This is a genomic window from Gammaproteobacteria bacterium (assembly GCA_015709615.1).
Lineage (GTDB): Bacteria > Pseudomonadota > Gammaproteobacteria > Burkholderiales > Nitrosomonadaceae > Nitrosomonas.
This window is the reverse complement of sequence record CP054179.1, coordinates 393,396-407,159: the sequence shown is the minus strand read 5'-3', so window position 1 is coordinate 407,159 and position 13,764 is coordinate 393,396. Positions and strand designations below refer to the sequence as shown.

The window sequence follows — 13,764 nt, the reverse complement described above, 5'->3', positions numbered from 1 at the left end:
ATTTTCGCTACGGCTTAGCTTGATTCCGGTCGCCGATTTTTACATGCAACCCATCCAATTAACCGCTTTGTCTCAATGAATAATACGCATCCGCTGGCATGGTATCCGGCATTGACGGCGGTTTCCTATCATCAGCGGGTTTGGTTGCAGGACCGCGGATCGTTGACCCGGCGCATTCAAGTCCGCTGCAATGAATTTCGCGTGCAGCCGGTGTTTCAATCATTGAGCCGGGTGTACGGCGATGAACCGGATGTCATGGGGTTGCGTTCCGGTGAATGGGCATTGGTGCGGGAAGTGTATCTGTATTGCGATCAAACGCCGGTGGTGTTCGCGCATTCCGTGGTGGCGCGCAGGAATTTGCGCGGCGCATGGCGGGGATTGAGCGGCTTGGGCAATAAGTCTTTAGGGACGGTGTTGTTTACCAATCCGAAAATTAAACGCACGCCGCTGCAATTTAAGAAAGTCGGCAGCGGGCATTTTTTGTACGATCGCGCTTGCAGCCGTTTGCCGGAGAAACCGGCTGATCTGTGGGCGCGGCGCTCGTTATTTACCTTGCACGGCCAATCGATTTTAGTGACCGAAGTGTTTTTACCCGCTATCTTGAATTTACCGTTATGAACTTGGCAGACCGAATCAAAACCTACGCGCAATTGATGCGGCTCGACAAACCGATCGGTATTTTACTGTTGCTGTGGCCCATGCTGTGGGGGCTGTGGTTTGCGGCGCAAGGATTGCCCGATGGGCAGATCCTGGTCATTTTTGTGCTGGGCACCGTATTGATGCGCTCCGCGGGCTGCGTCATCAACGATTTTGCCGACCGTAAAATCGATCCGCATGTCGAACGCACCAAGAACCGGCCGATGGCGGCGGGGCGGGTGAGTTCCAAAGAAGCTTTGCTGCTGGCAGCAGGATTGAGTCTGATTGCGTTCCTGCTGATCCTGCCGTTGAATCAATTGACAATTTTGTTATCGGTGCCCGCACTTTTTTTGGCTGCTTCGTATCCTTTTACCAAACGGTTTTTTGCCATGCCGCAAGCTTATCTGGGCATTGCGTTCAGTTTCGGCATTCCGATGGCTTTTGCCGCGCAAACCGGCAGCTTGCCGCCGATCATTTGGATTTTGATGCTGGCCAATCTGTTCTGGGTGATCGCGTACGATACCGCTTACGCCATCGTCGACAAGCCGGATGACCTGAAAATCGGCATCAAAACCTCGGCGATTACTTTCGGCCGGTTTGATGTGCTGGGTGTCATGGCGTGCCACACCTGCTTCATTGCGATCATGCTGGCGATCGGACAGATGCAGCAGATGAATCTGGCGTATTACGCCGGATTGACAGTAGCCAGCGGCCTGATGGCCTATCAATATACGCTGATCCGCAATCGCGACCGGGTGTTATGCTTTAAGGCCTTTTTGCACAACAACTGGGTTGGGATGACAGTGTTTGCCGGCATCGCGCTCGATTTTCTCCTTTTTCCGCACTAAGGATTTTCCATGCAATATAAAGACCTGCGTGATTTTCTGGCGCAATTGGAAGCGCTGGGCGAGCTCAAACGTATTCAAATTGAAGTCGATCCCAAACTGGAAATGACGGAAATTTGCGATCGCATCCTGAAAGCGCAAGGTCCGGCGGTGTTATTTGAAAACCCTAAAGGACACACCATGCCGGTGCTGGGTAATTTGTTCGGTACGCCCAAGCGCGTGGCGCTCGGCATGGGGCAGGAATCGGTCGAAGCGTTGCGTGAAGTCGGCAAACTGCTGGCTTATTTGAAAGAGCCCGATCCGCCGAAGGGATTGAAGGACGCTTGGGATAAATTGCCGATGTTGAAGCAAGTATTGAACATGGCGCCGAAGGAATTGAGCAGCGCGCCGTGTCAGGAAATCGTGTGGGAAGGCAGCGATGTGGATTTGAGCCGGATACCGGTGCAAACCTGCTGGCCGGGCGATGCCGCACCGCTGATCACGTGGGGTTTGACGGTGACCCGGGGACCGAACAAAACCCGGCAGAACTTGGGCATTTACCGCCAGCAAGTGATCGGTCCCAACAAAGTGATCATGCGCTGGCTGGCGCATCGCGGCGGGGCGCTGGATTTCCGTGAATTCTGTCTGCAAAATCCCGGTCAGCCTTATCCGCTCGCGGTGGCTTTGGGCGCCGATCCGGCCACTATCCTCGGTGCTGTGACGCCGGTGCCGGATAGTTTGAGCGAATACCAGTTCGCGGGATTATTGCGCGGCGCCAAGACCGAGGTGGTGAAGTGCATCGGCAACGATTTGCAAGTGCCGGCGAGCGCCGAAATTGTACTGGAGGGCGCGATTCATCCCGGCGAAACCGCATTGGAAGGACCTTACGGCGATCATACCGGCTACTACAACGAACAGGAAACCTTTCCGGTATTTACCATCGACCGCATCACCATGCGCCGCAACCCGATTTATCACTCCACGTACACCGGCAAACCGCCGGATGAACCCGCCATTCTCGGCGTGGCATTGAACGAAGTATTCGTTCCGCTGCTGCAAAAACAATTCCCGGAAATTACCGACTTTTACCTGCCGCCGGAAGGCTGCTCGTACCGCATGGCGGTGGTCAGTATGAAAAAGCAGTATGCCGGGCACAGCAAGCGTGTGATGTTCGGCATCTGGAGTTTCTTGCGTCAATTCATGTACACCAAGTTCATCATCGTCACCGATGACGACATCAACGTGCGCGATTGGAAGGAAGTGATCTGGGCGATTACCACCCGGGTCGATCCGGTGCGCGACACGTTGCTGGTGGAAAACACGCCGATCGATTATCTCGATTTCGCAAGTCCGATTTCCGGATTGGGCGGCAAAATGGGTTTGGATGCGACCAATAAATTCCCCGGTGAAACGAACCGCGAGTGGGGCACGCCGATTGTGATGGACGGCGCGATTAAGCAGCGGATCGATGCGATTTGGCAGGGTCTCGGGATTTAGTACCATGCGCGAGATTGGGCAAACTATCCTATTGTTGATCATGAGCAACGTCTTCATGACGTTTGCCTGGTACGCGCATCTGAAGGAATTGAACCACAAACCGTGGATCATTGCCGCTTTGGTCAGCTGGGGTATCGCTTTTTTCGAATACATGCTGCAAGTTCCGGCCAACCGGATCGGTTATTCGGTGCTTTCGGTCGCGCAACTGAAAATTTTGCAGGAAGTCGTGACATTGACAGTATTTGTGCCGTTCGCACTCTTTTATTTGAAGGAGCCGTTGAAGCTTGATTATCTCTGGGCGGCGTTGTGCATGGTGGGGGCGGTTTATTTCATGTTCCGCACACCCGCATGAGGTTTTGTTTTTTTATCCTGCAAAATCCTTATTTTTCGATAGATCATCAAATGCGAGAAAGGGTACAATACGAAGCTACTCAAAAGGATACAAATAATTGAATCAGATGGATAGGCATTGCGCAATAAACCTGGAATGAAGATGCACGTCACCCAGCGGTTACTCATTCTGGTTTTATTACTTACTTTACCATTGACCGGATGGAGCAGCTGCGTCGCTCCCAGAACAAAAGGCGAAGGTGAAGGTGAGAACGAACATAAACCTGTCGTCAAGCCGCAAAAAAAACCCGTTTTTATTGAAGCTGACAGCATTACCGGTTATTACAAGCAAGAAGTCGAGGCAACTGGAAATGCTGTTTTGAAGCAGGGCGACAATACACTCAGCGCCGACCGTATGAAATATTACGAACAGACCGAAGATGCCGAAGTGGAAGGGAATGTGCGCCTGGAAAGACCCAAGGATATTCTGAAAGGCAAAAAACTCGAACTGAATGTCGAAACCGAAGTCGGTCAATTAACCGAGCCGCGCTATTCGATGAAAAAGGGCAGAGGCCGCGGCGCTGGCGATGTCTTGTATCTTGAGGGTAAGGATCATTATCGCGTAACGGAGACCAGCTATACGACATGTCCTGACAGAAGGCATGATTGGTACCTGCGTGCCAAAGAGCTCGAAGTCGATAATGCGAAAGAAGTCGGTACCGCAAAGCATGTCAGCGTCGTGTTCAAAGACGTGCCGATTCTGTATTCGCCGTGGTTAAACTTTTCCTATAGTGGCAAGCGGAAAACCGGATTGCTGTCGCCGGTACTGGGCTATAACGCTAAAACCGGTTTTGATGTGGGATTGCCCATCTATTTGAATATCGCGCCCAATATCGATGCCACGATAACACCGCGGCTGATGACAATGCGTGGTTTCTTGTTGAGCAACGAGCTGCGCTATATCGGCAATAACAATATGAACGGTCATTTGCTGTTCGATATTCTGCCGGTGGATATCAATACCGACCGGACCCGCTGGGGGGTTTTATATACCCATACGCAGGATTTCGGCAGGGGCTGGCAAGGTTTTCTCAATTACAATCAAGTGTCCGACGATTTGTACTTTCGTCAATTGACTCCCAATCTGGCGCAAACCAGCTTAACCAACTTGTCGCAACAAGGCGGCGTGGCCTATAACGGCCGCTGGGGCAGGGATGGCGCGCTGCAATTCACCGGGTTTGCGCAACGCTTCCAGACCATACAGGATCCGCTGGCGTTGTTTGTATCTCCCTACGAGCGTTTGCCGCATTTTTCTCTGAATGCGGTGAAATATAACGTGGGGAAAATGGATTTCGAGTTGAAAAGCAGCTGGACCAATTTTTATCACCCGACCCTCACGGACGGCAACCGTCTGATACTTTATCCAAACATCAGCCTGCCATTACGCAACGAATTCGGCTACATCATGCCGAAATTCGGTTTGCATTACACGCACTACAATCTGGACAAACCAGCCGGTGACAAAGGCGAAAGCATCGATCGCACCGTGCCGATTTTCAGTTGGGATAGCGGCATTGCATTTGACCGGCAAGTTGAAATCGGCGGTAAGAGTTTTGTCCAAACATTGGAACCGCGTTTATTTTATGTTTATGCACCCTACCGTAACCAGGATTATCTGCCTAACTTCGATTCCGCGGTCAATGACTTCAGTTTCGCCCAAATACTGACGGAAAACCGCTTCAGCGGAGGTGATCGTATCAATGACGCCAATCGTGCCGTGACCGCTTTGACAACGCGATTTGTTGAACAGGGAACAGGAATCGAATATTTACGGCTTGCGGTTGGACAGCAAATTAGTTTTACCGATCCCCAAGTGCGGTTGCCCCTTCCCCAAGTGACTAGCGGCCGGTCGGATTTTATTGCGGCGATATCGGGGAGACTGTCGCGGAGTGTCAGCACCGATTCCAATATTCAGATGGATGAATCCAATCTCTGGATTGAAAAAGTCCGTACCGGTATCAGTTACCAGCCGGAAACCGGCAAAGTGCTCAATTTGGGTTACCGCTTCACCCGGGGTGTGCTGGAGCAAGTCGATACTTCGATGCAATGGCCGCTCGGCGGCAATTGGCATGGCGTTACCCGGGTCAATTATTCGTTGCTGGACGATAAAATTCTGGCCGGATTGGCGGGTCTTGAATATAACTCGTGCTGCTGGGCTTTGCGCTTAGTACTGCAACGGTTGACGACCGCAACGCATACCACGACCACCGCGTTTTTTGTGCAGCTCGAGTTGAAAGGATTGATGGGGCTCGGCAACAATCCGCTGCAAGTGTTGCAGCAAAGTATCCCCGGCTATACCAGTATTCATTGAGCGTTGATTTCTCCTATTGCACCTATCATCAAGCTTTATCATTCTATGCATAGAAGCAACAGTTTTTGCATTTTCTTTCCGCTGCTCGTATTACTACTAACGAATCCTCTGGCGGCGCAAGAGCTGCAATTTGTTCCGGCCGCAAAAGCAATCGATCATATCGTGGCGGTTGTCAACGAAGATGTCATCACGCGCCAGGAGCTTGACGATGCGGTCAAATTGGCGGTCAGCCGCTTGCAGCAGCAAGGTGTTCAATTGCCGGATCAACACACGCTGGAGAAACAGGTGCTGGAATCGGTCGTCATGAAGCACATACAATTACAGCATGCCAAGGAAGTTGGTTTAGCCGTCAGTCAAAGCGAATTGGACGAGACCATACAGCGGATTGCAGCGGATAATAAATTGTCGCTGCCGGAATTCCACGCGGTATTGGAAAAAGACGGAATTCAGTATAGCAAATTCCGTGATGAAATTCGTGAAGAAATGATTATGGCACGGCTTAAGGAGCGTGAAGTCAAGCATCAAGTTAATGTGACCGAAGGAGAAGTCGATAATTACCTGCAAACGCAGAAAACGACTTCCGAGGGACAGGACGAATACCGCCTTGCACATGTGCTGATACTGGTGCCGGAAAATACCGCCCCCAGCCAAATTCAGCAAAGAGCCGAGCGGGCAAAACTGGCATACGAAAAAATCAAGCAAGGCGTCGAATTTTCCCAGGTTGTGGCGGAGTTTTCCGATGCACCCGATGCCAAGACCGGCGGCATCATCGAATGGCGTCCGATCACCCAAATGGGGCCGACCTTCGCGGAGCTACTGCAACCGATGCAACCTGGTGACGTGACGCCGGTGGTGCAGAGTCCAAGCGGTTTTCATATTTTCAAGCTGCTTGGCAGGCGTGCTCAGGAAACACAAACCGTCATCATCGATCAGACGCACGCGCGCCATATTCTAATCAAAATTAACGAACTGACTTCGGAAAACGACGGCAAGCAGAAGATTCTTCAAGTTAAGGAGCGGTTGGATCGAGGAGAAAATTTTGAAGAAGTCGCGAAACTGTATTCCGAAGATACCAGCGCATCGTCCGGCGGCGATCTTGGCTGGCTCTCACCGGGCGATACCGTACCCGATTTTGAGCGGGCCATGAACGCATTGCTGCCGGGTCAGATCAGTGATCCTGTCCGAACGCAATTCGGCTGGCATTTGATTCAAGTGCTGGAGCGTCGCTCGCAGGATATCAGCCAAGACCGGCGGCGCCAGGCGGCACGACAAGCGATACGGTCACGCAAGGCCGATGTGGTGGTGCAGGAATGGTTGCGGCAATTGCGCGATCAGGCATATGTGGAATACCGATTGGACGATGAACATGAGCACTAGATTTTTTCCGGCACTGGCATTGACCCCCGGCGAGCCTGCCGGTATCGGCCCCGATTTATGCGTGCAGATTGCGCAGCATCCGCTGTCGTGCCAATTGATCGTCATCGCGGATGGTGAGTTATTGCTGGCGCGAGCGCGGCAACTCAAGCTGCCGCTGAAACTAATCGATGTTTCGGTTGCTACGCCCGAGCTGCACAAGCCGGGCAGTTTGCAATTCATCCATGTGCCGTTGGCGGAACCGGCTGTTCCGGGAACGCTTAATCCGGCGAATGCGCAGTATGTGCTGGAAACTTTGCGTTTCGCGGTTACGGCCTGCCAATCCGGCCGCTTCCACGGCATGGTGACGGCCCCGGTGCACAAAGGCGTGATCAATGACGCCGGGATTCCTTTTACCGGCCATACCGAGTATTTGTCGGAGTTGCTGCATAGTCCGGTGGTCATGATGCTGACCGGCGGTAACATGCGGGTAACGCTGGCGACTACGCATTTGCCGCTGAAAGATGTGGCTGCGGCGATCACGGCGGACAGAATCGAAAGCAAATTACGCATCATTAAGCGCGATCTGATTACACGCTTCCTGCTGGAAGAGCCGCGCATCGCCGTTGCCGGGCTTAATCCGCATGCCGGCGAATCCGGTCATCTGGGGCGGGAGGAAATCGACATCATTATTCCCGTGCTGAATAAATTGCGCGCGGAAGGCATGCAACTGATCGGCCCGATCCCGGCGGATACTTTGTTCAATCCGGCGCAGCTCAAGCAATACGACTGTATTTTTACCATGTACCACGACCAAGGATTGCCGGTTCTGAAACACGCCAGTTTCGGCGGTGGCGTGAATATCACATTAGGGCTTCCGATCATCCGCACCTCGGTTGATCACGGTACCGCGCTGGAGTTGGCCGCAACAGGCCGTGCGAACCCGGGCAGTTTATTGACGGCTATTGAAATGGCCGTGCAGTTGACCAAGAATCAAGCGCAATTTTTCCGCCATGCGTCATAATCCGCGCAAGCGCTTCGGTCAGAATTTTCTGGTCGACCAGCACATCATTGCGCAAATCGCCGCTGAAATTCGTCCGCAAGAAGGCGATCGGTTAATTGAAATCGGCCCGGGCTTGGGCGCATTGACGCGTCCTTTGCGCCAAGCCGCCGGTCATTTGCATGTCATCGAGATCGATCGCGATATCGTGGCGCGGCTGAATAAGGAATTCACACCGGATCAATTGACCGTTCACGCCACCGATGCATTGAAATTCGATTTTTCCGCACTAGGCAAGCAGCTACGTATCGTCGGCAATCTGCCTTACAACATTTCGACACCCTTGCTGTTTCATCTGAGCCAATTCTCAGCGCATATTCTCGATATGCATTTCATGTTGCAGAAGGAAGTCGTGGATCGTATGGTTGGTGTGCCCGCTACGTCCGATTACGGGCGGCTTTCCGTCATGCTGCAATACCGTTTCGATATGGAATATGTGTTCAGCGTTCCGGCGCAATCGTTCCGCCCCATGCCGAAAGTCGAATCGGCCATTGTTCGTATGATTCCGCGCGATTCGTCAACGCGAATCGTCAAGGATGAAGCGCTATTCTCGCAAATTGTCACGGCGGCATTCTCGCAGCGCCGCAAAACGCTGCGCAATACCTTGCAGCAGCATTTGACGAGCGATGATTTCAGCGCGTTGGGCATTGATCCGGGGCTGCGCGCGGAAAATTTATCGGTGAATGAGTTTGCCGCGATCGCGAATTTCTTGTCCTGTGGATTTGTACCGCGCTCCGGCTGATTCCAAATAGCGGTCTAGGTTTTTCGCTGATTTATAGCATCACGGGTTTGTTGGGAAGCTCGTTGGTATCTTTCCCTGGATCGACTGGAAAATATTTCTGCAAATGCCCGCCGACGGCATCAATTCCAGCGATGACACCGGCTTCGAACCGTTGCTGCTGAAATGCCGATTCCATTGTGCGGCAGATAACCTGCCATTCAGCCTCCGGAACTTTGGCATGAATGCCACGATCGGCGATGATTTCCACCGTGCGATCGGCTAATAACAAGTAAATGAGCACACCGTTATTGTGTTCGGTATCCCAGACCCGCAATTGTGAAAATACGTCAAGAGCGCGCTCGCGGGTGGTCTGGTTTCTGAGCAATGGAAGCGTATTCAATGCCGCTTCCACAACGAAACAAATTTCACCGCCGTGTTTCATTTCCGATTGCACAATCGCTTGCTCGATAGCGGCAAGCGATACCGCCGGGAATGTTCGGCGCTGCACCCATTGGCCGGTTAATAGATGACGCAAAATACGTGCGAGATTCATTTACCACTTCCCTGACGCGCCACCGCCACCGAAACCGCCACCGCCGCCACCGAATCCTCCACCAAAACCGCCGCCGCGATCAAATCCGCCTGAGCGGTAGTAACCGTGACCCGGCCAGCCGCTGCGGCCGCTTCGATAGTAGCCGCTACCGCCGTTCAGAAAAAGATTGATCACGAATACCACGATGGCGATTAGAACGGCAGCCGCTATCGACGAAAACGACAACCAGCCGATGAGTCCGACACCGAGGCCGGTCATCGTTGCGCCGATCAGGCGGCCAAAAAATACTTGCAAAACTCTTCCCAGTACAATCGATCCGATCAGGATGGAGATGAAACTTTCCACAGGTGAATGCGCTTCTGCAGTGCTAGCGCCGTTTCGCGTGTTTTTTGGCAGCGGCAGCGATTCGCCTTGAATCAGTTTGATGATCGCCTCAATGCCGGCATCGATACCTTCGGCAAAATGCCCTTGCTTGAATCGCGGCGTGATGATTTCCGCGATAATCCGTTTCGCCATCGCATCCGGTAGCGCGCCTTCCAGGCCATAGCCTACTTCGAAGCGCAATGCCCGGTCATTTTTTGCGATGAGCAGCAAAATACCGTCGTCAACACCTTTGCGTCCCAGTTGCCAGGCTTCCGCAACACGTATCGAATACTGTTCGATGGTTTCAGGCTGCGTCGTCGGAACGATCAGCACTGCAATCTGACTGCCTTTAGCTTTTTCAAATGCAGCTAATTTTTGCTCCAGACGCATGGATTCGCTGGCGGAAAGGGTTGCGGTCAAATCGGTGACATGCGCTTTCAGCGGCGGAATGGCGGCATCGGCCATCGCCGCAGTCGGGATGACAAGCAGTATGGCCGCTAGCAGCCATGTCGAAATATTCAACCGGATCGTTTTGGTGAGCGTCATGATGATTTATTTTACCGCCGGTATAGGCGCGCCAAAATCCACTTTGGGTGCGGCGGAGATTTCTTGCTCATTTTCCACGGTGAAGCTGGGCTTGGTTTGATATCCGAATAGCATCGCCGTCAGATTGCTGGGGAAAGAACGTACCACGATGTTGTATTCCTGCACGGCTTTAATGTAGCGATTGCGCGCTACGGTGATACGGTTTTCAGTGCCTTCCAGCTGCGCCTGCAAGTCGCGGAAATTTGCATCGGATTTCAATTCGGGATAATTCTCGGTGACGACCAGCAATCTGGCAAGCGCGCTCGATAATTCGCCTTGCGCATTCTGGAATTTGGCGAACGTTTCCGGGTTATTGATCAACTCCGGGGTTGCCTGAATACCGCCAACTCTGGAGCGAGCATTGGTGACACCCAACAACACATCTTTTTCCTGTGCGGCAAATCCTTTGACTGTATTGACCAGATTCGGCACCAAATCAGCGCGGCGTTTATATTGGTTCAGCACCTCCGCCCAACTGGCCTTGATTTGTTCATCGGTGGATTGCAATGTGTTGTAGCCGCAACCGCTCAGGAACAGCGCACAAAGAATGAGTGTGAGTGTTCGTAAATTGCGCATAAGTTTTTTCCCAAAGTTATCAAAATTGCTTAATACATGGAGATTAAAGTAGCCATTACCATAATACTCGTCGGTTGTCATACTTCGGTTCCGTCTATGATAAAAGTCGCAATAAGCTATCAATCCTATCGATCAAATTCCGTTGATAAGCTTCTGTTTATTGAAAATAGAAATGAATTATGCCCAGTTTACCAAAGCTTGTTGCATTGCTGTCGATTACCGGTACATTGTGCTTAAGCAGCGTGGCGTATGCAACTTCTGACAATTCTGTGAAAGAGGTGCATAACGCAGGCGATCATGAATTATCGGACGACACTATACTTTCACCGCCGGCCCACAGTAAATTTTCCGGCGATGACAATATAAAATCAAAAGATCACCCGATCATCAATGAGAATTCGGCATGGAATGAAAAAGCAATCGATCGAAAAGTGACTTCGAATGAGCAAGATTCTCATCCTAAACCTGTACCTGCCAGTGTTTATTTAAACGATCACTCAGCCTCTTTGGTGCCGGAACCCGAGATTTATGCCATGCTGGTGGCCGGGGTGAGTTTGTTGGGTTATATTGTGCGCCGGAAGAAAAACGATACTTAATTGAATTCAACGGTGCATAAAATAAACCCGCTCATGCAGCGGGTTTATTTTTGACTGAACAAGGCAGATACACGAGCGGCGAATCAGAAGCTCAACAAGCTTCGCAGGCAATCGAGTATTCCCGACGAATCAGAGCGATGGCAAAAGAAAAAAACGCTACCGATAAATGCGATGAACGACAGTAGAAACATTCCGATAGAGATTTTTAAACCTTTCTGATCGTATTTTGCTTTAATTGCTTGCGCAATGTCGGCATAGGATTGTCCGGAGGTATCGATTTTCTCTCGCGGAATATCGGGAATTTCGTAGAAAACTTCCCGAACTGCGTTTTGCTCCGGTTCGTTGACACGCGGTGGAACTATCCGGTTTTTTTCAGGCATTGATGAGGTCGGCGGAGCCGATGGCGCGGATTCTTGAACCGGACTATCGGTTGCCGGATCTGATTCCTGGCTTTTTCTTTCCTGATTGTTAAGCAGAATAATGTAATGGAATACATCGGTAATCATACCCATTCGCTGCGTGGCTTCATACACATCTTTGGCATCAACAATCGATTTGTCGCGTTCATACGCCACATTGAACGACCGGTCACACAGTGAATTGATTGTTCTGGGTGTTCCACCCGAACCAAATGCAATCGAAAGCGCTTCCCATCCGGTATCCGAAATGAGTTTGGGCGAGCCGCCAGCTACCTGGAGGCGATGCGTGATGTATTTCATCACCCGGTCGACATTCATTTTCCCCAATGTTTCCAGCGCGGCGATGCGTTGCTTGAATGGCGCCATTTCCGGCCGGTTGATTTTTTCCATCAATTCTTCCTGACCGAGCAGTAATAACTGAATGAGTTTGGTCGATCCCTCTTCAAGATTGTTCAGCAAGCGGATGCCGTTTATAACATCTTCTGTCATTAAATGAGATTCATCGATGATGACTAAACACTTTTTTCCTTCCGCATTGATTCTCAGCAGCGCATTGCGGATATCCCGCATGACGAAGGTTTTTTCCGCCGAAGTCGGCTGAACGCCGAGTTCCTGCGCCAGAAATAAATAAAGGTCGGCGCTATTGGCAGGCGGTTCCGCCATCCAAATCAGTTTGATGTTTTCGGGAAAATCGGATTTGATCATCTGACTCAGCGTGGTTTTGCCGGATCCGATCGGACCAGTGACCACGATCAAACCTCGACCGCTAAGCAGGGAGCCGGATATTTGCTTGCGTATCCGGGCATGATCACCATGATCATAAAAGAATAACGGATCCGGAACATTTTCAAATGGAAGTAGATTGAGGCTGAAGTGCTGCGCGTACATGTGCATTAATGGACTCCCTCTGGCGGCAAAAGTTTTACTTCGACTCGACGGTTCTTGGCTCTACCTTCTTCGGTATTGTTGGAATTTATTGGTTGTGTATCGCCATGGCCGGTTACCGATATGCGGTCTTTCGCTATACCGTGTAAAACCAGTATATTGGCGATCGCTTTTGCACGGCGCAGGGATAAATCCATATTATCACTACCGGATTTTCCGGTTGGCACATTGTCGGTATGACCTTCGATAAGTATGCGGCTGTTTGGGGAAGCGGCTATTTCTTTCACTAATTTTTCAATGGCCGAATAAGCGACATCCTGGATGACGTCTTGCCCGGAGCGGAAAGTTTTGCCGTCGAATACTGTCAGGGTTTGCGGCTGAGTGCTCGCGCTAGCCGCTGCGATACTGGTCATCGTCTCTTCCGTTGTCGCCAGCTTATTTTCAAGTTGCGTGATGGTTTTTTTCATATCATCAGCAAAAGCCTTATCGGCATCGGATTCACCGGCCGGTTGATTTGAGACATCAGTTGCCTCAGGTGCTGGCGGAATTGCAGGTGCCGCCGGCATAGGTGCGGGTGCGAGCGTTATTTCCGGGCGATTATCCCAATAAGAAGCAGACGTCGCATAAACGGGAGGAGGATTAAGAGCCTTATACGTAACAAGCGCGGATAAGGAGAAAAAAATCACAGACAATCCAATGAAAATTGAACGCATAACAAGATTCTCGATTAATTTAATATGTTTCGGGTTTAGGCGAATATTAACGGACTCAAGCGGAAATATTTTAGTGCATTGAAGGTATCTTCGCTTGCATGCAGGGATTTGATCAATATATGCGCATTTCCTCAGGTCTCAATAGATTACTGTTAATTTCATTGGATTGCATGAATTTTTTGTTACTTAGTATGATGTTTCTGACATAACTATTTACAAAATCATGTTATGTTAGCAGATATCAATAGCCAGCAATGTTTTTGGTTTGACGGTAAGAATTCA

The 13,764-nt window shown here is 51.0% G+C and carries 14 protein-coding genes; 9 read left to right on the top strand and 5 right to left on the bottom strand.

Going from position 1 to position 13,764, the window contains the following annotated elements; genetic code table 11:
- The first annotated feature begins 75 nt into the window (after positions 1-75).
- The 8 genes from HRU77_02045 to rsmA all read left to right on the top strand — a co-directional run bounded on the left by HRU77_02045 (position 76) and on the right by rsmA (position 8,813).
- Positions 76-618: a chorismate lyase gene (locus HRU77_02045; GenBank protein ID QOJ19586.1), complete on the top strand. Its 543-nt coding sequence runs from the start codon at positions 76-78 to the stop codon at positions 616-618.
- Complete coding sequence (ubiA, locus tag HRU77_02040; protein ID QOJ19585.1) at positions 615-1,484, top strand: 4-hydroxybenzoate octaprenyltransferase; 870 nt, start codon at positions 615-617, stop codon at positions 1,482-1,484. Before HRU77_02045 ends, ubiA begins: the two co-directional genes overlap by 4 nt.
- A 9-nt stretch (positions 1,485-1,493) precedes the next feature.
- Positions 1,494-2,957, top strand: a complete 1,464-nt coding sequence (gene ubiD, locus HRU77_02035) for a 4-hydroxy-3-polyprenylbenzoate decarboxylase (GenBank protein QOJ19584.1) — start codon at positions 1,494-1,496, stop codon at positions 2,955-2,957.
- 4 nt (positions 2,958-2,961) lie between these two features.
- Complete coding sequence (locus tag HRU77_02030; protein QOJ19583.1) at positions 2,962-3,309, top strand: DMT family protein; 348 nt, start codon at positions 2,962-2,964, stop codon at positions 3,307-3,309.
- Between the two features lie 141 nt (positions 3,310-3,450).
- Complete coding sequence (locus tag HRU77_02025) at positions 3,451-5,658, top strand: LPS-assembly protein LptD (GenBank protein QOJ22030.1); 2,208 nt, start codon at positions 3,451-3,453, stop codon at positions 5,656-5,658.
- A gap of 45 nt (positions 5,659-5,703) precedes the next feature.
- Positions 5,704-7,035, top strand: coding sequence for a peptidylprolyl isomerase (locus tag HRU77_02020; protein QOJ19582.1), 1,332 nt, complete (start codon positions 5,704-5,706; stop codon positions 7,033-7,035).
- Positions 7,025-8,035 (top strand): 4-hydroxythreonine-4-phosphate dehydrogenase PdxA, encoded by a 1,011-nt coding sequence (gene pdxA, locus HRU77_02015; protein QOJ19581.1) that lies wholly within the window; start codon positions 7,025-7,027, stop codon positions 8,033-8,035. The genes HRU77_02020 and pdxA overlap by 11 nt, the downstream gene beginning before the upstream one ends.
- Positions 8,025-8,813, top strand: a complete 789-nt coding sequence (gene rsmA / locus HRU77_02010) for a 16S rRNA (adenine(1518)-N(6)/adenine(1519)-N(6))-dimethyltransferase RsmA (GenBank protein ID QOJ19580.1) — start codon at positions 8,025-8,027, stop codon at positions 8,811-8,813. The genes pdxA and rsmA overlap by 11 nt, the downstream gene beginning before the upstream one ends.
- A 31-nt stretch (positions 8,814-8,844) precedes the next feature.
- On the opposite strand, the gene HRU77_02005 is transcribed toward rsmA, so the two are convergent.
- The 3 genes from HRU77_02005 to HRU77_01995 are packed head-to-tail and all read right to left on the bottom strand — an operon-like array spanning position 8,845 to position 10,869.
- Complete coding sequence (locus tag HRU77_02005) at positions 8,845-9,345, bottom strand: TPM domain-containing protein (GenBank protein QOJ19579.1); 501 nt, start codon at positions 9,343-9,345, stop codon at positions 8,845-8,847.
- The gene (locus HRU77_02000) at positions 9,346-10,254 is read right to left on the bottom strand and encodes a YgcG family protein (protein ID QOJ19578.1); all 909 of its coding nucleotides are present in this window, start codon (positions 10,252-10,254) and stop codon (positions 9,346-9,348) included.
- A 6-nt stretch (positions 10,255-10,260) separates the two neighbouring features.
- Positions 10,261-10,869 (bottom strand): LemA family protein, encoded by a 609-nt coding sequence (locus tag HRU77_01995; GenBank protein QOJ19577.1) that lies wholly within the window; start codon positions 10,867-10,869, stop codon positions 10,261-10,263.
- Between the two features lie 206 nt (positions 10,870-11,075).
- On the opposite strand from HRU77_01995, the gene HRU77_01990 reads away from it, so the two are divergent.
- Positions 11,076-11,465 carry a PEP-CTERM sorting domain-containing protein gene (locus HRU77_01990; GenBank protein QOJ19576.1) on the top strand — a complete coding sequence of 130 codons (390 nt, stop codon included), beginning with the start codon at positions 11,076-11,078 and terminating at the stop codon, positions 11,463-11,465.
- 83 nt (positions 11,466-11,548) lie between these two features.
- Here HRU77_01990 and HRU77_01985 read toward each other — a convergent pair whose 3' ends face one another.
- Positions 11,549-12,778: an AAA family ATPase gene (locus HRU77_01985; protein ID QOJ19575.1), complete on the bottom strand. Its 1,230-nt coding sequence runs from the start codon at positions 12,776-12,778 to the stop codon at positions 11,549-11,551.
- Positions 12,778-13,482 (bottom strand): OmpA family protein, encoded by a 705-nt coding sequence (locus HRU77_01980; protein QOJ19574.1) that lies wholly within the window; start codon positions 13,480-13,482, stop codon positions 12,778-12,780. Before HRU77_01980 ends, HRU77_01985 begins: the two co-directional genes overlap by 1 nt.
- Positions 13,483-13,764: the final 282 nt, after the last annotated feature.